Here is a 21,720-nt window from a genome sequence, read left to right on the forward strand (position 1 = left end):
GCGTGAATAGTCCCGTAATAATAGCAATACAAAGGTATTCAGCCCACTCCGGATTATCGACCCGTCCAAAAGAGGCTAAAGCAGTTGAAGGTTGGGATTAGACTGTGAAATGAACCGTCCCGGCTTTCGAAGACTCTTCGAGTGACTGCTTCCGGCCCACAGCGGTCGCTCCAGAACGTCCGCTTTTGGCCGATAGCGGTCGTTCGTGAATGACAACAAACAGCCAGAATCTTTGCGTCACAACAGCACGGAAATGACTCAAAAAGCTCATCCTAAAAAACAACAAAAAGAGGGCAGGACTTTTGGCTTTTTTCAGCGTCTCGCAGACAGCTGTTGCGGCGCCAAAAATGCATCGTGGAAATAATTGCGAAACGCGTGCATCGCCGGGCTGAACTCCTGTTCACGGTGCCACGCCAGGCCGACGCTCATCGGCGTCACCTTGTCGGTGATGGTCAGGGTTTCGATGCGTTTGCCTTCCAGCGACCAGGGGCGGTGTACCAGATCCGAAAGGATTGCCACGCCGCTGCCATTGGCAACCATGCTGCGCACCGCTTCCACTGAGCTGGTGCGGACCCGTACGTTCGGTTGTTGGCGAGCGTCTCCCCAATAGCGCATGGCGCTCTGTTCGGCCTCGTCGACGGTCAGCAGAATGAACGGTTCCTTCGCCACATCGGCAAGGCTGACCGCCGAACGCTCACACAATGGATGGTGGCTGGGCAGCCATAACCGGCGTTCGGAGTTGAAGAGTGTTTCGGAGACGATGTCCGGGTGTGTGAGGTTGGCGGTGAGCACCACGGCCATGTCGAACCGGCCTTCGAGCAGGCCTTGTTCGATGGCTTGCCGTTCCTGTTCGTGGACTTCGATGGTCACGTCGGGATGCCAGTGCTCCAGTCGCTGCAAATGGTGCGGCAGGAAGTAGCCGAACACGGTGTAGCTCGCCGCCAGGCGCAACACCCCGCTGGCGCGGATGTCCGGCAACGGGCTGTTCAACGCGTCATCGACACTGCGCAAAATCACATAGGCCCGGTTCAGAAAGTGCCGCCCGGCATCGGTCAGGCTCATGCCCTGTGCCGAGCGCTGGAAAAGCAGCGTGCCGAGTATGCCCTCCAGTTCCTTGATCGCCGTGGTCACCGCCGACTGCGAAATATTCAAGTGAATCGCGGCCTGGGAGATCTGTCCGATCTCGGCCGTGGCAACGAAATAGCGCACTTGGCGCAAGGTAAGTGACATGAACACTCCGGTCGATGAAGACGCTGTTTTCTGAGGCTATCTGTTTTTCAGAAGATGGCCTATCTGTTAATAGATCTTCCCAAGGGGGTGGCGGAAATTTAACTTGCACTGCATGAAGTCACAAGCGTCAGGAGCAAGCGTCATGCAAGCAGTAGATTTCAACTCGGACATGGGTGAAGGATTCGGCCCATGGACCATCGGCGATGGCGTCGACAATGAACTGATGGGTTTCATCAGCTCGGCCAACGTCGCCACCGGTTTTCATGCCGGAGACCCCGGCACCATGCGCCGCACCGTCGAACAGGCCAAGCGTCTGGGCGTGGCGGTCGGCGCGCATCCGGGGTTTCGTGATCTGGTCGGTTTCGGCCGTCGGCACATCAACGCGCCGGCCCAGGAACTGGTCGACGACATGCTTTACCAGTTGGGCGCCCTGCGTGAACTGGCTCGGGTTCAGGGCGTGGCCCTGCAGCACATCAAACCGCACGGTGCGCTCTATATGCACCTGGCCCGTGACGAGGAGGCCGCGCGTCTGCTGGTGGAAAACCTGCAACGCCTGGAGCCTGAGTTGTTGCTGTATTGCATGCCCGATTCGGTGATCTGGCGAGTCGCCACAGAACTTGGCCAACCGGTGATCCGCGAGTTCTACGCCGACCGCGAATACGACCTCAGCGGCTCCATCGTCTTCACCCGCAACGTGCGCGCCTACGACCCGGAGCAGGTCGCCGCGCGGGTATTGCGCGCCTGTCAGCAAGGCGTGGTGCGCACGGTCGAGGGTGAAGACCTGGCGATCGAGTTCGATTCGATCTGTTTGCACAGCGACACCCCGGGTGCACTGGCGCTGGTTGAGGCCACACGCAAAGCACTCGATAACGCCGGGATCAAGGTGCGCGCACCACGCTGAACTCTTGCGAAAACACCTGGCACACAGACGCCAGGGTTAGCTCAACGCTGCATTTTTTGCCTGCCTTTCTACAACTATTCCAAAAGGAACAGACATGGCCGAACACACTGTTATCACCCCGTTGCCAGGGACCTTCTATCGCAAAGCCACTCCAGACTCGGCGAACTACGTCGAGGAGGGCGCGCAGGTCAGCGCCGACACGGTGATTGGCCTGATCGAGGTCATGAAGCAGTTTTCCGAACTGACCGCCGGGACGGCCGGTCGCCTCAGCGCATTCCTGGTAGAAGACGGTGATCCGGTGGAGCCGGGTCAAGTCATCGCAACACTCGACGACGAGTGAGGACGCGATCATGACCCAAGGTATTCATAAATTACTGATCGCCAACCGTGGCGAGATCGCGGTGCGGATTATTCGCGCCGCCAAGGAATTGGGGATTCCCACTGTTGCCGCGTGCAGCGAGGCGGACGTCGATTCCCAGGCAGCGCGCATGGCCGATGAGGTACACGTCCTCGGCCCGGCCCGCGCCGATAAAAGTTACCTGAATGTCGAAGCGTTGCTTGGCGCCTTGAAGGCCACGGGTGCCGATGCGGTTCACCCGGGTTACGGCTTTCTTTCGGAGAACGCTGATTTTGCCGAAGCTGTTGTGGCGACCGGGGCGATTTTTGTCGGGCCGAGCGCAGAGACGATCCGCCGAATGGGCGATAAAGCCGAAGCCCGACGCACCGCGCAAGCGGCGGGGGTGCCGGTGGTGCCGGGTTCGCCGGGTGAACTGTTCGACGTCGAATCGGCACTCAAGGCTTCCGAAACCGTTGGCTTCCCGCTGTTGATCAAGGCCTCGGCCGGTGGCGGCGGGCGTGGTATTCGTCTGGCGGAAAACGTCGAGCAACTGCGCGAAGAGTTTCCCCGTTCCCAGCGCGAAGCCCAGGCCGCGTTCGGCAATGGTGCGGTGTATCTGGAACGGTTTATCGGCAGAGCGCGGCACATTGAAGTGCAGGTGCTGGGCGACGGTCAGCACGCTGTACATCTGTTTGAACGCGAGTGCTCACTGCAGCGTCGCCGGCAGAAAATCTTCGAAGAAGCGCCGTCGCCGGTTCTCAGTCAGCAGCAACGCGAAACTCTTTGTGCCAGCGCCGTGCGCCTGACCGAAGCCCTAGGCTACAAAGGCGCCGGCACCCTTGAGTATCTGTATGACGACGCCACCGGCGAGTTCTTCTTTATCGAGATGAATACGCGGATCCAGGTGGAGCATCCGGTCAGCGAACTGGTCACTGGCATCGATCTGGTTCAAGCCATGTTGCGCATTGCCGGCGGCGAGCCGCTGGGCTTTAAGCAGAGTGACATTCAACTCAACGGTGCCGCGCTGCAGATGCGCCTGAACGCCGAGGACCCGGAGCGGGATTTCTTCCCCAGTCCCGGGCTGGTTGAAGAACTGATCTGGCCGCAGGGCGAAGGCATTCGCGTCGACACTCATCTGTATCAAGGCTACCGCGTGCCGCCTTACTATGACTCGCTGCTGGCCAAGCTGATCGTGCACGGTGCTGATCGCGCCGAAGCCTTACGCCGGGCGATGGCGGCGTTAGAGCAAACCACATTGACCGGCATGGCCAGTACCTTGGCGCTGCACGGCGAATTGCTGAAACAACCGTGGCTGCATAGCGCTGACTTCCACACCGGCACCCTGGAAACCTGGCTGGCCGAGCGCCGCAGTGGAGGTGAAGCATGAGCACACCGATCCGTTACAGCTTCGGCGCCGACGAGCATCTGTTTGCCGAAGTCAGCGACAGCATGTCCCTCGATGCGTTCTTCAAAGGCCTGGCCGTCACCCGCGCGGTGGAACGGCTGGCGCTGGATGGCGTGCTGGATGTGTGTCTGGCCAATGCTTCGTTTCAGATCCGCTTTGATCCGGATCGTATTGCCCCGCACACTTTGCTCGAAGCGGTGAAGGGCGCCGAAGCCGCGGCGGTTGCCGAACGCACGCTGCAGACGCGGATCATCGAGATTCCGGTGCTGTACAACGACCCGTGGACCCACGAAACCCTGATGCGTTTTCGCGACCGCCATCAGGACCCCAGCGCCACAGACCTGGAATACGCCGCGCGCATTAACGGTCTGGCGGACGTCGATGCGTTCATCGCCGCTCACAGTGGGGCACCGTGGTTTGTCTCGATGGTCGGTTTCGTCGCGGGGCTGCCATTCATGTTTCAAATGGTTGAACGTGAGCGCCAGTTGCAGGTGCCGAAGTACCTGCGACCACGCACCGATACGCCGAAATTGACCCTTGGTCATGGCGGTTGCTTCGGCTGCATTTATTCGGTGCGCGGTGCCGGCGGCTATCAGATGTTTGGCGTCACGCCGGCACCGATCTACGACCCGCAACAGAACCTCGCCTACCTCAAGGAACACATGGTGTTTTTCCGTCCGGGCGACATCGTGCAGTTCAAGCCGATCGATCGTGAGGCCTACGACCATGCTGTGACCGAAGTGGACGCCGGACGCTTTGATCTGCGAATTCGCCCGGTGGAGTTTTCGCTGGATGCGTTTGTCGCCGATCCGATCGGTTATCCCAAGTCGCTGCAGGAGGTGCTGGCATGATCAAGGTACTCAAACCCGGTCTGGCGACCTCGGTACAGGATCTGGGCCGCGAAGGGTATTATCACTTGGGTATTCCGCCGTCAGGTGCGCTCGATCAATACGCCCTGAGTGCGGCCAATCAACTGGTCGGCAACCCGGCGGGTTCCGCCGCGCTGGAATGCACATTGCTGGGCCCGGAGCTTGAATTTCAGCAGGACGCCTTGGTGGCGGTCTGCGGTGCGCACATGACACCGCGGGTCGAGGGCGTGGAAATGCACCACGACACCGCCTTTGAGGTGAAGGCCGGCCAGGTGCTGCGTTTCGATTTTCCCAAGGCCGGCGCTCGGGCTTATCTGGCGGTGGCGGGGGGCATTGATGTGCCGGTGGTGCTCGGCAGTCGCTCGACCTACGCGCTCGGTGCGCTCGGCGGTTTTCAGGGGCGCCGACTGGTCGCAGGCGACGAATTGCCGGTAGGCGCCGCCAGCGGTAAGGGCCGCGCCGGTGCCAGTCTGCCCATGGCGTTGCGCCAATCGCTGGGCGGCGAAATCACCCTGCGGGTGGTGCCGGGCCTGTACTACGAGCGCTTGAGCGAGTCTGCGGCACAGAGCTTTTTCGCCGAACCATGGACGGTCGGCTCGGAAGCAGACCGTATTGGCTATCGCTTCAAGGGCGGCAGCGCGCTGAGCTTTCAGCCACGAGAGCAGCCGTTCGGTGCCGGGTCCGATCCGTCCAACATCGTCGACAGTTGTTACCCGATCGGCTCGATCCAGGTGCCGGCCGGCCTCGAGCCGATTGTCCTGCACCGTGACGCAGTGTCCGGTGGTGGGTACGCGATGATCGGCACGGTGATCAGCGCCGACCTCGACCTGATCGGCCAGATGCAACCCAACCAGAAGGCCCGTTTTGTTGCGGTGACCCTCGAAGAGGCGTTGCAAGCGCGACGTTCCTATAAGAAAAAACTCAGCTGCCTGAGCAAGCTGTTCCCTTCCTGATTCTGCCCGCCGCATCGCGCGGGCCATGCCAAACGGTAAGCCAGCGCCGCGCTTCGGTGCGGTGACGGCTGCCCGCGCTTCAACCTTTGACTGGTTCTGGAGTTCACGCATATGGCCGCTTTATCGCAATCGAGTCAAACCGGGCAGGATCCGGCCCATCATCCCGTACCGAGCCAGGCGCGCATGGGGCGACTGTCGCTTACCATGGCCTGGTGGGCGGTGTGCAGTGCAATGTTCTACATCGTGGTCGGGGCGTCACTGGCGCTGTCGTTCGGTGCGCGCAATGCGCTGATCGGCATGGTGCTGTCGGTGATCAGCTACGGTCTGGTCAACAGTGTGCTCAGCCGTTTCGCGATTCGCAGCGGCTTGTCGGTGGCGTTGTTTTCACGGCTGTTGTTCGGCAGCACCGGAGCGTGCCTGGCGACGCTGATTTTCTTTTCCACGGCGATCTACTACGCGGTATTCGAAGGCTCGGTGATCGCCGTGGCGCTCAACCACCTGTATCCGCAACTGATCTATCCGCTGGCGGCACTGGCGGTGGTGCTCTACAGCGTGCCGATGATTCTGGGCAGCGTGCAACACTGGCTCGACAAGCTCAACGGCGTGTTGCTGCCGATTTACCTCGGCGGTCTGCTGGTGGCGGTGGGGCTGTCGATCAGTCGTTATGGCTACCAGCCGCAATGGCTGGATTTCGGTCCGGCAACCCCCGACGCATTTGGCTGGTGGCATTGCTTCGTCGCCTACATGGGCGTCTGGGTATTGATGTTGTTCACCTTCGACTACGCACGTTTCGGCAAATCTGAAGACGCCGAGTACCACGGTCGTTGGAACTTCGGCATGCCGTTCTACGCAGTGACGTTCCTGCTCAATGGCGCGGCGGGTATCTATCTGGTCAGCAGCATTCCCCACGACGGCGCGCTGAACGAAGTGTCGGTGGTGATGGCGATCCTGCAGTTGATGGGGCTGTGGGGATTGCTTTTTGTCTGGGCCACGCAAACCCGGATCAACACCGCTAATTACTACCTGGCGACGTTGAACATGCAGGCGTTCTTCGGCCGTTTCGGCGTACGCGGTTCGTACATGGTGTGGGCGCTGGTGGTCGGCGTGATCGTCTACGGTTTGATGCTCGCGGACGTGTTCGCCTACCTCCTCAAAGCGTTGGCCTATCAGGGGATTTTCGTCGTGGCCTGGGTCGGCGTAGCGCTGGCGCAGATTCTCTGTGGACGCAGTGATGTGGCGGCGCTGGAGCGAGTGGCGGCATTCAATCCGGTGGGGCTGACGGCGTGGTTCGGGGCTACAGCGCTGGGACTGGCATTGATGTTTGCCGGAGATGGACTGAGCAGTTTTTCGGCTCCGGCGACGGTGGTCGTGGCGTTTGCCCTGCAAGCAGGTTTATCCCATCGAAGCCGGTTGCAGTTAGGGCTGGCAGAGTAGCATCTTGCAGTCACTGATCCCTTCTGTTCTAACAAGGAAGAGCAGGCAACTGGAAGCTGATTATGAATTCGCCGATGGGTTTCCAGTGACTGCTTCTGGCCGAAACTAGCATTTTGCCTCAGTCTAAACTCGTCTATCTCATCAAATCTGGCGTTTGAAAAATTGACGGGAAGAGGGCGGTCTGGAATGTAGGGTTGCGGAAATGCCCGAAAAGATGCGGAAACGATCCATAGAGAGAGGAGCAAATTTCCCGAATGCCAGAAACGACAAAGCCCTGAATAATCAGGGCTTTGTCGGTACAAATATGGCGGAGGCGATGGGATTCGAACTCATGGACCTGTTACAGTCGACGGTTTTCAAGACCGATATGCAAAGCCAATGAAACCGTGGCCTGTAGCCGCTTTTCGTTACGATACGTTTATTTTTTGACACCTCTACAGCCCGCATTCTACAAGGGGCGGATTTTGAGTTTTGTAACGGTTTTTGGGGCTATTTTGATGGCTTGGCAATGGCGCCAATTCGTCGATAGACGCGCTCGGTAATGTCTCCTTTGGTGTGCCCCAAGAGTAGGCTCGCATCGCCGACGTCGAGGATTTCCGACGCCGCTTTCGGCCTGATGTCTCTGAACTGGAAGCCTCCGATTTTCTCCGCCAGCTGAACATCGCCTTTTTCTTCAGCTTCTTTCTTAGCCCTTTCTCTGGCGTCGTCCCATCGATCGCGAAGCATCTTCGCGGTCATCCGCTTGCCGCGTGCGCTCACGATCAAATAGCTGCAAATGTGCTGAGCATTGCGCTCGGCCATTTTCCCTATCAACAGGCCCAGGCTGTTTGGCTCATCACCGTCAGTCATCTGGATACGCAGCTTTTTGTGTGTCTTGTTCTGCTGCACACCCAAGTAATTTCCCTCGATATCGTCCCTCCTCATGACCAGGACATCGGCCGGTCTTTGCCCGGTCAGATAGGCCAAATCCATCGCGTCTTTCAGCTCCTGAGCTGCCTTCACGTAAACAGCATCCCAAACCACATCATTTGCGTAATAGTCCCTCGGTGTTTCCTTGTTTTTTCGTACGCCTTGGCAGGGATTTTCTTTGGTCGTCAGCCCCCATTCTCGAGCAATGTTGAAAACGTGGGAGAGGGTGGCAATCTCGCGATTCGCCCGGACCTTCGCTGTCCGCGCGTCGCGGTACCCAGCGATAGTTGCTGGGGTGATTGAGTCGATAGGAGCGCTGTCGAACATCGGCCGAAGCTGCTTGATCTCCGCCAAATTGTCCTTCTGCGTCCGCGCCGCTTTCTTCGATACGATGTCGCGGATATATCGGTCGAAGATTCCTTTCATGGTGCGCAGATCAAGCGGCTTTTCCTTCGCCTCCAGCTCCGCCCATTTGACCCTGGCCAAGTCCAGATCCTTGCCCAGCGGGATCGCCTTGCCTGTCATATCTAGATAGTAATATGCGATCCAAACCTTTCCGCTTTTTCGTGTTCGCGTCCACTGGTACATCCGAGGCGGCAAGTTGCGTGTGTCGGCCTTGCGGGGGCGCATATCAATTCACTCGCGAGTAGTCAGGCGTCCATACCGGTGCAGCCGGCGGCGGGTTCGGATCGGCAATCGTGGGGGGGATCATGCCCAGCTTCATGCGGGCATACATCCGACCAACCAGCGGGCGCTTGCCGCGGCTTTCGACGAACACCCACTGGCGATCAATCAGCCAGCGGCGCTGGTAGGCACGGGCCTTGTAGCCAGTGAGTTCGGCCAGTTCCTCGTCGGAGAGGATTTCGGTTTCCATGAGGTATTGCTCCATGCCGCGCGTGGCGGCAGAAGGTGGTTGATATCGGGTGGTTGCGCTTGGGCTACAGTTGATCGATGCGCAACTGATGTGGGAGTAAGCGGATGTTCAACAAGTATCCCGAGCAGAAGCAAAGCCGGACGTTGCTAGGTGCGCTCGGTACCGCATTCATGGCTCTGGGAATATTTCTGATCGCCATCGACGCTGTGGGTGGTGTTCTTGTCACCGTCATGGGAGGAGGTTTGGTGTTGCTGGCGTTTTTCGCTAACGAACAAGCATTTGCGAGGTTACTGCGCGTGCTGAATTGGTTTTGAGGGAGTGATTCCCCCGCAGCCTGGCCGTACAGGGCCAGGCTGTCGAGTTGGGGAGGGGTTACATTAGCGTTGCGAGGTAGGCTCCCGCGATTTGCAGTCGTAGTTCTTGACGTTGGTAGATATTGATAAGGCCCTTCCTGAATATGCGATTGCTCCACCTGTCAAAGTCGTCGAAGAAACGATTTCTCGACTTGCGACTTGATACTGGTGCTATAGCAATAACAGCTTCTGCAAAATGTCTCATGAGGTCTTCCTCGTTTTGTGAGCCTCAATGTTCATTGCATTCCACTGTCGGTTTCCCGACTATTTGACTGGGCAATTTGTTATCGCCACGGCCCCTTGTACATGAGGTAGGACATGTAAAGCGGGGCGAGGATCATGGCGTCATCTCGCGTCGTGCCCACCAGCAGACCGGGCCATCGTCGGTGTCGTGAATCGACAGGCAGAACCAGCCTTAGCCTTCCGGCTTATCCGGATCCCAGTAGCTGCAATCCGGATCATGGGAGTCGAAGTAGCGCTCCGAGATCTCGTCCGGCGCGTCCTCAATGCTGGTCATCTTCACGACCACGCGCTGCTCGGCGATCCACTTCTTGCACTTATCGCCATCACCTTCATCAACTGGCGGCAGTTCCGGGTGCCAGAACATCCCATTTTCATCGCGCACAACCGGCACCGGCTGAATCAGTTTTATCGTTTCCATGGGCGAACTCGTCCTTGCCGCTATAGCGGCTGACTTTGAAGGGGAGGGGTTTCAGAGCTATTAGATCAGTCTGTAATTCTGCAAATACTCAATTTGCACTGTGTAAGCAGAACGTCGGTAGGTCGTGAAATGTAGATATGTCGAAATGCCATCCACCTGCTTTAGAATCTGCTCCTCATCGGAGAGAGCAAACATGGACGCACACAAGATTGAAACCCTGAAGCTAGAAGCGGAACGCATTGCTCTTGAGCGGTTTGGTGCAACTTCATCGGCGGAGATTGAGTCGATTCTCGCTGTGTTGTCTTACGAGCAGACGCTGCTCCAGAAGCATGGGAAGCGACAGCCTGCTGCTTATACGTGGCGCATGCTCGAAAAACACGGGATCGTTTCGGGCGTTGAGAGGGTGGTTATCCGTGAGGCAGAAACGCAAGGCTACAGAGCTCTACTCAGCCTTGGTTTACAGGATTTCGCATTTGAAGCCGTTGTGGTTAGGCATCCTGATATTTTTTCCCCGGAGGCAGTAGAGCATTCGGCAGCACGCCTACGCGACTTTGAGGACACGTTAGCCGCCCGGTATAAATTTTGGTGGGTAAACCATAAGCAGACCTTTAAGGCCGAGTTTGACGGTGGCTATATTTGGTCGCCGAAAACCAATAAAAATGGCGCTCGCAACAAAACTTATGAAAATTTAACCCAGGTGGAGCCTGGGGATGTAGTGGTGTCCTACGCTAATGGACGGATCAAAGCTATTGGCATCGCAATCAATAATTACGCAGAAGCTCCAAAGCCAGAAGAATTTGGAGCGATTGGCGCAAGCTGGGCTGCTACAGGATTTTTGGTGTCGATCAACTGGATCGCATTATCGACTTCGATCTCGCCGAAGGCTCATATCGACAAAATCCTAAAACTTCTGCCGAAGAAAAACTCACCTCTCCAGTCAAATGGTAACGGTAACCAGGGCTGCTACCTGGCGGCCATTTCAGTTGCATTGGGTAGCGTAATTTTTGGCTTCTTGGACGCCCCTGATTTGGAAGCGGTAATTGCAACACAAGCCTTAGTTTCCGTAGACGGGACTGGGCTGGCAGGCAACGCTCGCTTGCCGGCGGAAGAATTACGTAAGGTCACTGCTGAGTACATTTGGAAAGCAGTCCAATATCTCCTTCAAGGTGTCCTGGCAGAGGATTTTGGACCCTCTATCGACTACGACCTGTTAGTTGATGCTAATGCCAGACTAGCTCCCAAGCAGGTCTTCGGCCTCGCTGCAACGGAAGCGTTGGGATTCAAGGTAATGCCCAAGCATTTCACTGCGGGAAAGGGGACCGTCTGTTTCGAGCTGTTGGAAGCTGCGGGTTACAAAGTCGTCCCCAAAGGTGAGCAAGTCGAGACGCTTGAAATACCCATAGACACTGAGGATAGGGAGTGGGCCGAGGGCCAAGTCAAGCTGGTGTACCACCTGAAACGTGAACGCTCACCGGGTCTTTCTAAGGCCAAGAAAGCTTCATTTATCAAGAAACATGGCCGGCTATTCTGCGAGGAGTGCGGAACAGATCCTGTCGAAGCGTACGGCGATTTTGGGGTGGCTTGTATTGAGGTTCATCATGAAGCGATCCAGGTCGCAGATATGGGCGAGCAGCACAAGACAACCCTGGATCAATTGCGATGCCTGTGCGCCAACTGTCATCGTGTTCTGCATCGCAAATTGAAGGCTCAGATTGTTGACCGTATACCGGCTAACGCTCTGCCCGACGTTATGTCCGCACCGCTTGGTTGATAGTCGGCTTCAGCTATCTCGCAAAAGAAAGAGCAAGCTGGTAACGCCTCGTTTCGGCGGGGTTTACCAGGCGGAAGGTCACGTAGAGAGAATCGGATATTGGTCTTGCGGTCGCGATGCAGGTACGAGCCTGGGCCAAGTTCATCCTGAACACGGCAAAGCTCTTCAAATTGCTTTGGGAAGTCTTCGCGGATCGCTCGAAAGTAGCCTTCGCCACCTTTCACGCAGCCGATGCAGTTAGCGTTGTCGTAGCCCAGGCGGTACATCAGCGGTAACTCGATCCCTGCACGCTCGACCATTGCCTTGCAGTCCTCTTTACCAAGGCCGGCGTCTATCAGGGGCGCGATGACAGGGCGATTGGGGTTGCGCTCGCGGAAGTCTTCCAGACGGTCGACTTCTTCGGCGGTATAGCCAAACACCATTATGTCGCCCGGTTGCTTCCAGGTATCGAGCAGACGACGCTTCAGTAACTTGGTGCATGGCGCGCCGTTCCGGCTTTTCATGAATCGCTCGCGCCGGAACACCTGGATGATATCGGCGCCGTACTTCTCGTCACGCAGTTGCACGATTTTTTGTCCGAACCATTCTTGGCAGTTTAGAAGGAAGCGCCGGTTGTCTTCGTGCTCGTTTGCCAGGAGCGCGTTGATGATCTGCACGTCGTGTGTCGCGCAGTACTGTGTCAATGCCAGCTTGGTGGCCACCGCCGAGGCAGCGCCGCAGCTGAACTGGCAGACAATTCGGGGATGTTGTGCGGACATAGGGGAACCTCGCCGGGTATATTCGCCGGTCAAATGTCAAGGTGAGTGGGAAAAGGATGCTGAATGAATGCGGTAAGGCGCTGTTCAAACCTTGGTTGTCGGTGCCGAATGTCGTACTTGCCCTAGCGGTGATCTTTACAGTTTCGCTGCTTAATCTAACAAGTAGTGAGTTAGCGAGTTGGGTTCAGTCAGTTGGCTCGATTGCCGCCATATGGGGGGCGTTTTCAATAAGTAATCGACAGTCTAAAAATCAAGAAGCGCAGCGTATTGCTGAGGAAGTTCAGAAAAAAAGGCGATTAAGAGGAATATTGATCTATTTGGCGGATAAGCATTTAGTGAAAACCAAGCTACTCAAAGATGCCGTGCAGCAAGAGTATTTTGGTAGTGATACTATTGGCCCATATCTTGAAGCTAAATTTCACCTGGAGTGGCCGAGTCACTGGGAAGCCCTTAAAGCTATTGATATCAATGGGCTTGAGCCATTGGAGGTTGGCGTTGTAATTGATATGCAAGTTGCTACGCAGTTCGCATTGGATGTTTGTAACCGGTTGGGTAAAAACTGGGAGCCGACGGGTGATAGGGAAGAAAGTGATATTGAGCGTTTAATGCACTTTCGTAAAGAAGCTAAGGCTAACTTTCGATACCTGCTGGATGAGGCTGCACGCTGCCAATCAATTGTATGAGTGGACTCCCAAGAAGCTCGTGTGCCACCATCGCCGGCTAGCGTGATTCGTAGAAGTGGTGTATTTGTGTTCGGCCCGGCATAGGACCGAGACAAGGAGTTCTGAATGCAGGAAGATAATCAGTTTGCAAGTGACGCTCAGTTGGAGCTTTTTAGGCGGTGGACCAACTGTCCAAATGACTTCGGTAACACTCCCCCGGGAAATGCAAGCCGGGCTTATCAAACTCTATTTGCTGACCACGTCCACGTGGAGGCGCATAAACTTCTGAGCTATATGCGCGGTGATATGATGATGCCAGTGAAGGACTTTTGTGCGATTCAAAGCGTGTATATGTGTGAGTTCTCTTCTGATCATGACGCGGTGCGAAAAAAAATAAACAGTACCAGGCAACCAATGGGTGCCTGGCCTATGCTTGGTGTTATCCAGCTACTTGTAAGTTGGCTGCTCGATAACGTCGAATTACAATTTGATTCACCGCGCCGCACCAGATGATAGGTTTAGATTGTTGCTTTCCGGTGAAAAAGCACTTTCCAGAGACGAGGATGTGTGCACCCGCTAAATCATCTAGCTCATCAATATTAAAGCTTTTTATGAAGTCATCAGCAATGTCTGGGAATATTGCCACGCTGACAGATTGATATTGTGGAGAGGAGTTTAACCAGATCTTTCCATCTGGCGTTGTTTTGACGCTGGTGATTGGTCCCCAGTAGAACATGGGGTTCTCACTTGTTTCTTCCTTTGAAATCTCGCTGAATGCACGAGTGATATCCTTTACGCAGCCTGAGATATAAGGCTCATCGCCCTTTTTAAAAAAAGTTAATTTTGCGGAGGAGTTCCGAAAATCAGGGCTCTGTACTAATCGATGCAGAATTCGACGTAAGGTAAACTCCTGACTCGACAATCTATCCCCACCTTTTACAAGGTGTGTTCTTCCGTCTTGCGAAGCCGGACCGCCTGGAAGCTCTGCAGGTGGAGCTACATCGATATCACCACCCTTTTCTTTGTCGAGACGTACTATGATATCGCCACTGCTTTTCAGCATATCTACCGCTTCAGTACCATCTCCCTTATCCTGGTCGACAACTACGTATTCTGCTTTTAACTCGCATTCATTGTTGTGGTGGGCACAGAAGTGAGCGGGGTGACCGTGGGTACTTTCCTTTCGGAACCATGCCAGTGCTCCGCACATTGTACAGATAAGATTGTTACGCTTATCGCTTAACTCCGAGTGGCCTAGCCTTGAAAATGCATAAGCTTCCCAAGTTTTTCCATCATTTCTGCACAGAGCGTATTGCATATGTTCTTCCCTGATTCATGCCAATTCGCCATTATCCTGCCTCTTCATGCCGACTTTGCCAAGTAGCCAAAGCGATTTCCCGTAGGTTGATCATGTGCAGATTATGTTGCCTGCGCTCCTTGCATCTGCGGCCAATCGGTAAAGCCGACCTTAGGCACCTTGGTTTTCGGATTGAGGATTGGCTTTCCCTTGACGTCGGTCAGAACTGCCTTTGCCCTGATCTTCAGATCACGACAGCGCAAAGTCTTGCAAGCCAGCTCCATGAACTGCTCGGCGTACTGCGGTGCGTCGAACAATGGCGAGAGCTGACGCACTGTAGCCCCCCCCAATGATCTTCTCAGCACGCTTGCGAACCACACTCAGGCTCCGGTATTGGCTCGACGCCGCCTGGCGCCTTTAGGTTCTTGCGGGTGCCGCTCGTTTTCTTGCGCGCCTCGGCGGTGGCGACATCAATGGTCATTCCAAGCACAGCGAAAGTGCTCATAAGCATTCTCCAGGCATACGCCTGCCTCGCCGGCTGGCGTGATTCTTAGAAGTGGGGTATTTGTGTTCGGCCCGGCACGGAGCCGGTAAAGGAGCGGTTGTGACGATTGAAAATGTGGTGATGACGCTTAACAGGATCCCCGAAATCAGGGCTGTAGTTGATTCGGGAACTGATTGGACCGTTGTTTTGGGTTTCGGTCTTACAATTTTTGCAGTCCTGGCAGGTTCTTGGGTTTCGGTCTCAACCTATAAGAAATCAGTAAGTAGCCAAGAAAAGCTCGCTAGGGCAGTAGCTGTAAAAGAAAGCCGTCAAAATTGGATAAACGAATTGCGCAACACTTGCGCAGACTATATTGCGGCAATCTGCATCATGCAGGTTCATACCGAAAGTAGAGATATCCATCAAAGTTTTATTGCAAAAGTCGACTCTCATGATCCGTCAGCCGCCGCTACTTTGGTGGAGTCTTGGGGGGTTGAAAAAAGGAGGTTAATGATGTCGGTGTTTTCACTCGGCGCGAAGATCCAGCTCCTTTCTAATCCGGATGAGCCCGCATTTCAAAAGCTTTCAGCCGTGGTTCAACGTGCTGCGGATCAAGTAAGCATTTCCAAGGGCGGAGCGATGGAGGCATGTGAGGAAATCATTTCGTTGAGTCAGCGAATAATGAAAACGGAGTGGGAAAGGGCCAAAAGGATGGAGTGACATGCCATCTAGAAGCTAAGGGGGCTCGACGATTTCGTCTTCTGGCTCGCTAGGGTCGACGCTCAGCGCGGCCATGCTCTTGGTGCGGAAACTTTGTGACACCTTCGCAGTAAGCTCATAAGGTGTCGTGACACAGCGAAGCATATTCGCCTGGGTATCGAAGTCGGTGGCGATCAGGTTCATCAACAGCAACTGGTGAACCTCCTGCTGCCTTCCTGCGCTGCTTGATAGCCTCCGCCGTTAGTACCTGTTCCTCGGCCATGGCCTACCTCTTCAATTCCGCTGGCCGGCTCGTCACCAGGTGGTGTATCTATGACTCAACTCACACTGGCAGGAGGCCGACATGAGGTTGCAGAGCGATGTTGATGCGCTAGCGGCGATCGAAGAGGACGCTAAAGCGATGCTGAAACGGATAGGGCTGCCCGACGACCCAGTGAAGCTGGAGGTGGTCGTGTTCCTTCGGGAGGTGATCGACCTGGCCAGCTACATGGAGTCGGCAGACCGATTCGTTTTAGCTACAAGCGCTAGTTGAAACATCCGATTTACGATGGCACGGGCTGGTGGCGGCCTTTGCAAAGTTTTAGATGGCACCTTGATATCGCCGAAATACGAGCTATTGATATTGGAGCACATTCGAAGCCAGCGAGTGAATCGAAGATGAACGACAGGAACGTCAAATGGTGTTGCTTGGGTTTAGGTTTTTCACTTATATCAGGATGTTCTTTGTGGAAGTCTGAGCCTGTTTGGCCATGGACACCCAAAGAGCTCCCTTGCAATTCGGTTTGTACCAATGATGATGCCGTGAAATCATTCACAGCTGCTATGACTTACTGTATTGCTCTGCAGAACTATCACGCAAAAAATGGTGGAGTTTTGAACTCAGGCCGGTTTGTCATGGCCGCAACCGGTACCTTAGCCGGCGCCGTTTTCGCACCGCTTGCGAGTGGTTCAGCCTCCACCGCATGGTCCGGCCTTTCCGGCTCGACGAACGCGCTTCAATCATCACTTGATGAGAATTTTTCTTCTGTTCTGGCCGTCAAACGAAGGTCCAGCGTCGCGAAGGCAGGGAAGGACGCGCTGGAGTCATTCCCGGGAAAAGCAGATCCAGACGTTCGAGTGTATGCGTCCGTTGCAATGGCCTTCAACTGCGCAGTTGCAGGCGCAGACGTCGACTCCGCAGCGATTCGAGCGATCACCGGTGCGGAAATCAATAATCCGTCGGTTAATCAAATAGATGGTTCAAGCGCTCGGTAGGTGGTTCGTCACCTGGATCTCGCCTCAACTCAGCCAGGCTTTTCTTCTGAAACATCCGCGCCACGTTTTCACTTATTAGCACTTTGTGGCGCGGACTTTGAATTGCCTGATATGAGAGAGTCGGTCCGAGCGTATGAGCGTTCAGGATTAGATTCTGCACCGCCTCGCTCATCTCCTCGATGCCGTTCCAGGCCATCAGTTCATCAAGCTTCTGCCGGGTACCCAGTCGTAACCGGTGCCGCAACTCCTTCTCGTCGTATTCGATCCGCTTCTCTGCGGCTTTCGCCGATCGTTCTTGTCCACTCTTGGCCATGGCCTACCTCTTCAATTCCGCTGGCCGGCAAGTCCAGCCAGGTCTGTCGGCGGCCCGTAGCCGCCTGGTTGATGGTTCGTCTCATCGGAATGCAGGCTTCAGCTTTGGGAAGTCGATCCCGCTGTCCCGGACGATCCGGTCGAGCATGTTGTAGCTGATCGCCAGAGCCTTGCAGCACTGGCTCCGGTTCATGCCGCCGGCGATGCAGTTATTGATCTCGGCGACCAATCGCGCTTCAACATCTGGCGGCACCTTGTTCGGCGCCGTTCCGATTTTCTGCCGCACTTGAAACTTGATGGCGTGCTTGCAGGCGATCGCCTTCAGCGTGGCCAGCGCTATTCCTTCCCGCTCGCAGATCTCGTTCCGGGTCAGCGTCTTTGCCATTTCCCGGATTCGCGCAACGCGAGCGGTTGTTTCGTCCTTCACCTTCGGTCGCTGAAAGCTTGGAGGATGCTTTCGCTCGGAGGTGCTGGTGAACTTGATCGGCGCCGGTTCTGGCACGTCGATCTTTCCGCCCGCGGCCAGGTACTGGGCAATCTGAGCGCAAAGGTCATTTGCGTCCTGACGCCGCCGCTCGACGTCGTTGAGGTGGTTGCTGATCATGCTGGCCTCACTTGATCCGGATCGAGCTTTCGCCGCGCTCAAGGTGAGCCCAGACAGGTTCCGGTAGCAGTTCATGCGCCGCGTCTTCGCCGGCTTCGATGCGCTTGCGCACCGCGTCGTTGTGATCACGGATTTCTTTGAGCTTCACGGCGATAGTTTTTTTGTCGGGAGTGATCACGCTCTTTAACGTGACGAACTCGTCAGGCACTGCTTGCTCGTTGTCGACAATGACCTTCTCGGGCGAGAGCGCGAGTGTGATGGTGAACAGAGGTCGCTTGATGGACTTGATGTCAGCGGCCTCCATGTTCCGGCGCAGGTAGTCGCTGAGTTGGCCAACAGTGTTTTTCTTGATGCGCTTCAGCTCGTTCAAACGATCAACCTCCTTGTCGATGGCGTCGATGTCACCTTCGATGTTCCGGCGCAGCATGACGACGTTGTCAGCCTTCACTTCGAACTCGCCTTTGATGCCATCCATTGTGTCCTGAATGGCTTTACGCAGTCCGTCGTCGTCTGTGTCAGCCAGAGCCGCGAGTTCGGCCATCTGCCGATTCAGCTTGTAAAGGTCAGTCATGCTGCACCCTCCATAGCGTCCTCAAGGTCCGCTTTGCGGGCGTCCTTGGCGCGGGTGAATTTGAGTTTGTGTGATTCGCGTTCTGGGTCGTTCTGACGCAGTGCCATCTTGCGCATCGCCGATTTGTAGAGCTGTTCCAACTCGTTGAGTGATTGCGCGGTACCGATCAAGTGGAGTGTTTCAGCCAGCCAATCGCGGTATTCGGCAGCCAGACGTTCCTTCGCTTCGATCTTGTCTTCGGCGCGCTCGATTTCGGCTTCATCCAGGCGTTCGTTGACGTAGTGAATGTCGTCGTAAAGACCTAGGCGAACGTCGGCGGAGAAGCCGAGCTGGCTCAGGCACTTGCCGATCGCATCAGTGAGGGATTTCTTTGGGGCATCGAAGTCAGTGCTGATGCTTCCGAATTTGTTCTGAGTGATGAAAGGTGTGTGCCCGTAGTGCGTAATTGTCTTGCGCTCACCGTCGCCGCCCAAGTACCAAAGCGCGACCTTGAGGGTGTGCACCTGGGCATGTGCCAGCACCGAACCTTCTTTGTTCAAAAGCGGGCCGCCGATATCGAAGCGTTCCTCGATGACGTCGTAACCCCAGCCGGTTCCGCATGGGCCGAACTGCTCAGTAGCGCGTTTGGCCAGATACTGCGCATTCACTGCAGTACCCGTGAAGCCGCCGAGACCGGTGTATTCCTTGGTGAACTTGGGGTCGGTCTTTTCGACCTCTTCCCAGAGGGCGAGGTTTGGTGCAGGCATGACGATCTCCCGCCGCGCATGTGCGCAGCTTTGAAAGATGGATTTATTGAGTGATGCGGTCGGCGAGGGCACTGAGCAGCATCAGGAAGGTGAAAACGCCAAGGGAAGAGAACGCGCCGCGCCAGATGATCAGGCGGCGCACCCATTGGCGACCGGTCACGGCCGAACTCTCACGGCGATGCGCTTGCCCTTCATGGAGGGCGCCAGGCGCTGCGGGAGATTAGCGACCAGATCCTCGCGCTTGCGGCCGATCACCTCATTGAATGGAAGGCCGAAGCCGAGCAGGGCGATCTTGTGTTCGATGTCCTCGAGCTGCTCGTCGATCAGCGATTTAACCGGTGCCGTACTCATGCTTCCTCCTTGCGCCGCTGACAGGTGTCACGCAGACGTTTGCAGTAGTGGTTGAACTCGTCGATGGTGATCGCGCCGTCGGTGAAGAGGCGCGTGATCAGTCCCTGAACCAGCAGGCTGATGTCTTCTTCGCCGGCGGGCGCCGATACACCATCAAGGGCTTGGTCGATCAGGATGTGAGGGCTCAAAACCCGCACTCCTGCTCGACGCGATCGCTTTCGCGCTTGGCGTCTCGGTATTCGTTGGCATGTTCCGCGACCAGGTCAATGGCCAGCGACCGGATGATCTGCGGGTCGCCACCAACAGCCTCAACGGCCCATGCGTGCAAAATCCCACCTTCTCCACGCCTGATCAGCTCGATCAAAATCTTCTCGATGTACCGATCAGGATCTGGGCTCGCGGCCATGTAATCCGTCAGGGCTTCCGGCAAGTGATCGGCGTTGACCAGAACCTTGCTTCGGCCCACCGGATTCGGTGCTTCGATGTGGCGTCGGCACAGCAGATCGTCGACTGATTCGGTAAGCCATTCCTGACCAGCCTTCGTGTCGAGAAAGTCGTCTTCCGGGATGAGCTTGCGTAGAGCTGACATGGTCGTCTCCAGGGTGGCGGGGTGTTGATCCAACAAAACTCGGATGCACTCATCCGCTCCGCTGGTTGCGGTTGGGCGCGGAGGAGAGTGCATTCGTACTTGTGTTGGGCGAGCAGAAGGGGAAAGGCCTGCTAAATTTTAGAAGGCACCAAAGAAAAGGACGTCAACATGAGTTGGTCAGACAGCAGTCGAAAGGCAACATGTGGGAGTTGCGGGCACGAAGGTGTGCTTATCAGTAGCTCGGACGACAGGGGCAGAACAGAGGGGCACTGGCAGGGCTTTGAAACTGTTCCCGCAAGCGATTATGAGTACTATCGAAAGCGGTCCGAAGCTCGCATTCCAGTGTGCAAGTGCGGAAGTAGAAATATCGCTATCGGAGACCCTATCTCAAACTGAGATCAGTAGTTTTTCATTTTTCAGAGGTTTGAACGCAATGCAGATCGACCTAACGAAACCGGGAGCACTCAGTCGTCAATCCGTCAAGCAACTCATCGCATCAGTCGATGATTCTACTCATGTTCAGCTTCGAGTCACTGTCGACGGGATTGCTTTTATCTCAACTACTGACGTTGGAAATCAGAACACTGATAACCTCCTATTCAGGCTCGAGACTTGGTGTGCTGGCAATGACTATGTGGGATTGAAGGCGGCCTCTGATGCTGATTGGGTCGAGCAAGTGTTCCAAGACCTTGCGAACAATTGGCCCACTCCAAAATCTGATTACATCGAAGACTGAGCGACATAGAAGATCGTGCAGCCAACTACAGGCTGTGATGGTGCTGGTTGTTCAGTCGTAGATGCCGTAGCTGAACTCATCCTCATCGCAGTCGACGATGATTTTGGATTTACCGAAATAGAGTGCAGCGACCATCTTTTCGAATGGAGAGCGGAATTTCAGGGTTTGGCTGATCTTCTCGTTGTCGATCTTGGCGGCGTACACCGATCCGATCTCATGACCTTTTTCGTTTCGGTCTTTCCCGTGACGGTCGAAGCTAATGTGGATCGCGTTGTCGAGCATGTACTCGCTGCGCTCAGTGCTTCTGGAGTAGGTTGAAATACCGTGGTCCTTTGGCTTTTTGTCGAAGTAGATATGCATGCCACCGTAGTCTGATGGCTGGAAACGGATGTCTGGGGCTTCCCAATGCTCTTCGGCCGCTGACTCTTTGTGGTCTTCGACGAAGGCTTTCAGTAGATCCTGCAAACTGATCACTTCAGGCGGCGCGTCCTTATTCAGCACTTCATCGATCTGTTTCTGCGCCAAGCGCACCATGTCGGCCTCGACGCCGCTGTTTTCCCACTTTTCCTTCAAAGCAGCGGCGATCATTGCGTTGTAGCGAGTCAGCTCAAAGATTTCGGTCAAATTGGCTGGCAGCGCAGCCTTGATCGCCTCTTCGACCTGCTTGCCCATGTCGCCGTAACGGCCGAAGCAGTTGTCGATCACGCTGGTGAACATCTTCTTTACATGCTCATCGATGATTTCGACTGGCTTGTCGCTGTTTGCAAAAGCGGTGACGCGCTCAGCAAGCAGCGCTTGAAGTGTTTGTTCGCTCATTTGATGCTCCGTGCTTGATCGGTTGTTTTCCCAATGCACCCGACACCAGGTGCATCAGTGAAAAATTCCGTGTTGCTGTCCGCTCCATGCGCGGCGCCGCGGTTTCCCCACCTAGCCGGCGTC

30 protein-coding genes and 1 pseudogene are annotated in these 21,720 nt (G+C 55.6%); 14 read left to right on the forward strand and 17 right to left on the reverse strand.

The genetic code is table 11. From position 1 onward, the window contains the following. Window positions 1-312: 312 nt before the first annotated feature. Entirely contained in the window at window positions 313-1,230 is a 918-nt protein-coding gene (locus AB4P97_RS08105; RefSeq protein ID WP_273878541.1) for a LysR family transcriptional regulator, read from the reverse strand. A 142-nt stretch (window positions 1,231-1,372) separates the two neighbouring features. On the opposite strand from AB4P97_RS08105, the gene AB4P97_RS08110 reads away from it, so the two are divergent. The 7 genes from AB4P97_RS08110 to AB4P97_RS08140 all read left to right on the forward strand — a co-directional run bounded on the left by AB4P97_RS08110 (window position 1,373) and on the right by AB4P97_RS08140 (window position 7,511). Continuing rightward, a complete protein-coding gene (locus tag AB4P97_RS08110; protein ID WP_042558953.1) occupies window positions 1,373-2,131 on the forward strand; it encodes a 5-oxoprolinase subunit PxpA in 759 nt (252 codons plus the stop codon). Window positions 2,132-2,225: 94 nt separating this feature from the next. Beyond that, entirely contained in the window at window positions 2,226-2,471 is a 246-nt protein-coding gene (locus tag AB4P97_RS08115; RefSeq protein WP_115147937.1) for an acetyl-CoA carboxylase, read from the forward strand. Between the two features lie 10 nt (window positions 2,472-2,481). Then, window positions 2,482-3,855, forward strand: a complete 1,374-nt coding sequence (locus AB4P97_RS08120; RefSeq protein ID WP_395602386.1) for an acetyl-CoA carboxylase biotin carboxylase subunit — start codon at window positions 2,482-2,484, stop codon at window positions 3,853-3,855. Further along, the gene (locus AB4P97_RS08125) at window positions 3,852-4,724 is read left to right on the forward strand and encodes an allophanate hydrolase subunit 1 (RefSeq protein WP_042558956.1); all 873 of its coding nucleotides are present in this window, start codon (window positions 3,852-3,854) and stop codon (window positions 4,722-4,724) included. The genes AB4P97_RS08120 and AB4P97_RS08125 overlap by 4 nt, the downstream gene beginning before the upstream one ends. Beyond that, window positions 4,721-5,695 (forward strand): biotin-dependent carboxyltransferase family protein, encoded by a 975-nt coding sequence (locus tag AB4P97_RS08130; protein ID WP_095191481.1) that lies wholly within the window; start codon window positions 4,721-4,723, stop codon window positions 5,693-5,695. The genes AB4P97_RS08125 and AB4P97_RS08130 overlap by 4 nt, the downstream gene beginning before the upstream one ends. A 111-nt stretch (window positions 5,696-5,806) precedes the next feature. Beyond that, window positions 5,807-7,129: a cytosine permease gene (locus AB4P97_RS08135; protein WP_042558959.1), complete on the forward strand. Its 1,323-nt coding sequence runs from the start codon at window positions 5,807-5,809 to the stop codon at window positions 7,127-7,129. Window positions 7,130-7,331: 202 nt separating this feature from the next. After that, complete coding sequence (locus AB4P97_RS08140; RefSeq protein ID WP_395602387.1) at window positions 7,332-7,511, forward strand: hypothetical protein; 180 nt, start codon at window positions 7,332-7,334, stop codon at window positions 7,509-7,511. 107 nt (window positions 7,512-7,618) lie between these two features. Here AB4P97_RS08140 and AB4P97_RS08145 read toward each other — a convergent pair whose 3' ends face one another. Further along, window positions 7,619-8,668 carry a tyrosine-type recombinase/integrase gene (locus tag AB4P97_RS08145; RefSeq protein ID WP_395602388.1) on the reverse strand — a complete coding sequence of 350 codons (1,050 nt, stop codon included), beginning with the start codon at window positions 8,666-8,668 and terminating at the stop codon, window positions 7,619-7,621. A gap of 1 nt (window position 8,669) precedes the next feature. Further along, the gene (locus AB4P97_RS08150; protein ID WP_095118631.1) at window positions 8,670-8,912 is read right to left on the reverse strand and encodes a DUF4224 domain-containing protein; all 243 of its coding nucleotides are present in this window, start codon (window positions 8,910-8,912) and stop codon (window positions 8,670-8,672) included. Window positions 8,913-9,016: 104 nt separating this feature from the next. Between AB4P97_RS08150 and AB4P97_RS08155 the strand changes: the two genes are divergently transcribed. Then, window positions 9,017-9,226, forward strand: coding sequence for a hypothetical protein (locus tag AB4P97_RS08155; protein ID WP_095118632.1), 210 nt, complete (start codon window positions 9,017-9,019; stop codon window positions 9,224-9,226). 376 nt (window positions 9,227-9,602) lie between these two features. On the opposite strand, the pseudogene AB4P97_RS08160 reads toward AB4P97_RS08155, so the two are convergent. Further along, window positions 9,603-9,926: pseudogene (locus AB4P97_RS08160) on the reverse strand (hypothetical protein). A gap of 193 nt (window positions 9,927-10,119) precedes the next feature. Between AB4P97_RS08160 and AB4P97_RS08165 the strand changes: the two are divergent. Further along, window positions 10,120-11,697, forward strand: a complete 1,578-nt coding sequence (locus AB4P97_RS08165) for a hypothetical protein (protein WP_395602389.1) — start codon at window positions 10,120-10,122, stop codon at window positions 11,695-11,697. Here the strand turns inward: AB4P97_RS08165 and AB4P97_RS08170 are convergent. Then, window positions 11,634-12,455 (reverse strand): hypothetical protein, encoded by an 822-nt coding sequence (locus tag AB4P97_RS08170; protein WP_395602390.1) that lies wholly within the window; start codon window positions 12,453-12,455, stop codon window positions 11,634-11,636. The two genes, AB4P97_RS08165 and AB4P97_RS08170, sit on opposite strands and share 64 nt — an antisense overlap. Window positions 12,456-12,511: 56 nt before the next feature. Here AB4P97_RS08170 and AB4P97_RS08175 point away from each other — a divergent pair, with 56 nt between their 5' ends. Next, window positions 12,512-13,138, forward strand: coding sequence for a hypothetical protein (locus AB4P97_RS08175; protein ID WP_395602391.1), 627 nt, complete (start codon window positions 12,512-12,514; stop codon window positions 13,136-13,138). Window positions 13,139-13,556: 418 nt separating this feature from the next. Here the strand turns inward: AB4P97_RS08175 and AB4P97_RS08180 are convergent, their stop codons facing one another. The 3 genes from AB4P97_RS08180 to AB4P97_RS08190 all read right to left on the reverse strand — a co-directional run bounded on the left by AB4P97_RS08180 (window position 13,557) and on the right by AB4P97_RS08190 (window position 14,919). Beyond that, window positions 13,557-14,435, reverse strand: coding sequence for a hypothetical protein (locus AB4P97_RS08180; protein ID WP_395602392.1), 879 nt, complete (start codon window positions 14,433-14,435; stop codon window positions 13,557-13,559). A gap of 101 nt (window positions 14,436-14,536) precedes the next feature. After that, window positions 14,537-14,749, reverse strand: coding sequence for a hypothetical protein (locus tag AB4P97_RS08185; RefSeq protein WP_395602393.1), 213 nt, complete (start codon window positions 14,747-14,749; stop codon window positions 14,537-14,539). A 23-nt stretch (window positions 14,750-14,772) separates the two neighbouring features. Beyond that, window positions 14,773-14,919: a hypothetical protein gene (locus AB4P97_RS08190; protein ID WP_395602394.1), complete on the reverse strand. Its 147-nt coding sequence runs from the start codon at window positions 14,917-14,919 to the stop codon at window positions 14,773-14,775. A gap of 99 nt (window positions 14,920-15,018) precedes the next feature. Between AB4P97_RS08190 and AB4P97_RS08195 the strand changes: the two genes are divergently transcribed. Then, window positions 15,019-15,618, forward strand: coding sequence for a hypothetical protein (locus tag AB4P97_RS08195; RefSeq protein ID WP_395602395.1), 600 nt, complete (start codon window positions 15,019-15,021; stop codon window positions 15,616-15,618). Between the two features lie 15 nt (window positions 15,619-15,633). Here the strand turns inward: AB4P97_RS08195 and AB4P97_RS08200 are convergent, their stop codons facing one another. Further along, window positions 15,634-15,810, reverse strand: coding sequence for a hypothetical protein (locus tag AB4P97_RS08200; RefSeq protein WP_395602396.1), 177 nt, complete (start codon window positions 15,808-15,810; stop codon window positions 15,634-15,636). 151 nt (window positions 15,811-15,961) lie between these two features. Here AB4P97_RS08200 and AB4P97_RS08205 point away from each other — a divergent pair, with 151 nt between their 5' ends. Both AB4P97_RS08205 and AB4P97_RS08210 read left to right on the forward strand, forming a co-directional pair. Continuing rightward, window positions 15,962-16,150 carry a hypothetical protein gene (locus tag AB4P97_RS08205; RefSeq protein WP_395602397.1) on the forward strand — a complete coding sequence of 63 codons (189 nt, stop codon included), beginning with the start codon at window positions 15,962-15,964 and terminating at the stop codon, window positions 16,148-16,150. A 269-nt stretch (window positions 16,151-16,419) separates the two neighbouring features. Continuing rightward, the gene (locus tag AB4P97_RS08210) at window positions 16,420-16,872 is read left to right on the forward strand and encodes a hypothetical protein (RefSeq protein WP_395602398.1); all 453 of its coding nucleotides are present in this window, start codon (window positions 16,420-16,422) and stop codon (window positions 16,870-16,872) included. On the opposite strand, the gene AB4P97_RS08215 is transcribed toward AB4P97_RS08210, so the two are convergent. From AB4P97_RS08215 to AB4P97_RS08245, 7 genes are all read right to left on the reverse strand, one after another. Next, window positions 16,841-17,185, reverse strand: coding sequence for a hypothetical protein (locus AB4P97_RS08215; protein WP_395602399.1), 345 nt, complete (start codon window positions 17,183-17,185; stop codon window positions 16,841-16,843). The two genes, AB4P97_RS08210 and AB4P97_RS08215, sit on opposite strands and share 32 nt — an antisense overlap. 81 nt (window positions 17,186-17,266) lie before the next feature. Further along, entirely contained in the window at window positions 17,267-17,788 is a 522-nt protein-coding gene (locus AB4P97_RS08220; RefSeq protein WP_395602400.1) for a hypothetical protein, read from the reverse strand. A gap of 7 nt (window positions 17,789-17,795) precedes the next feature. After that, entirely contained in the window at window positions 17,796-18,359 is a 564-nt protein-coding gene (locus AB4P97_RS08225) for a siphovirus Gp157 family protein (RefSeq protein ID WP_395602401.1), read from the reverse strand. Continuing rightward, window positions 18,356-19,105 carry a hypothetical protein gene (locus AB4P97_RS08230; RefSeq protein WP_395602402.1) on the reverse strand — a complete coding sequence of 250 codons (750 nt, stop codon included), beginning with the start codon at window positions 19,103-19,105 and terminating at the stop codon, window positions 18,356-18,358. The genes AB4P97_RS08225 and AB4P97_RS08230 overlap by 4 nt, the downstream gene beginning before the upstream one ends. 156 nt (window positions 19,106-19,261) lie before the next feature. Next, the gene (locus AB4P97_RS08235) at window positions 19,262-19,456 is read right to left on the reverse strand and encodes a hypothetical protein (protein ID WP_085731233.1); all 195 of its coding nucleotides are present in this window, start codon (window positions 19,454-19,456) and stop codon (window positions 19,262-19,264) included. Further along, window positions 19,453-19,644 carry a hypothetical protein gene (locus tag AB4P97_RS08240; protein WP_095135462.1) on the reverse strand — a complete coding sequence of 64 codons (192 nt, stop codon included), beginning with the start codon at window positions 19,642-19,644 and terminating at the stop codon, window positions 19,453-19,455. The genes AB4P97_RS08235 and AB4P97_RS08240 overlap by 4 nt, the downstream gene beginning before the upstream one ends. After that, on the reverse strand, window positions 19,641-20,045 hold the full coding sequence (locus tag AB4P97_RS08245; RefSeq protein WP_395602403.1) for a hypothetical protein: 405 nt from the start codon (window positions 20,043-20,045) through the stop codon (window positions 19,641-19,643). The genes AB4P97_RS08240 and AB4P97_RS08245 overlap by 4 nt, the downstream gene beginning before the upstream one ends. A gap of 433 nt (window positions 20,046-20,478) precedes the next feature. On the opposite strand from AB4P97_RS08245, the gene AB4P97_RS08250 reads away from it, so the two are divergent. Then, window positions 20,479-20,781, forward strand: a complete 303-nt coding sequence (locus AB4P97_RS08250) for a hypothetical protein (RefSeq protein ID WP_395602919.1) — start codon at window positions 20,479-20,481, stop codon at window positions 20,779-20,781. Window positions 20,782-20,832: 51 nt separating this feature from the next. Here the strand turns inward: AB4P97_RS08250 and AB4P97_RS08255 are convergent, their stop codons facing one another. Beyond that, window positions 20,833-21,597, reverse strand: a complete 765-nt coding sequence (locus tag AB4P97_RS08255) for a hypothetical protein (protein ID WP_395602404.1) — start codon at window positions 21,595-21,597, stop codon at window positions 20,833-20,835. Window positions 21,598-21,720: the final 123 nt, after the last annotated feature.

The organism is Pseudomonas sp. A1230, from assembly GCF_044218825.1.
GTDB lineage: Bacteria > Pseudomonadota > Gammaproteobacteria > Pseudomonadales > Pseudomonadaceae > Aquipseudomonas > Aquipseudomonas iridis.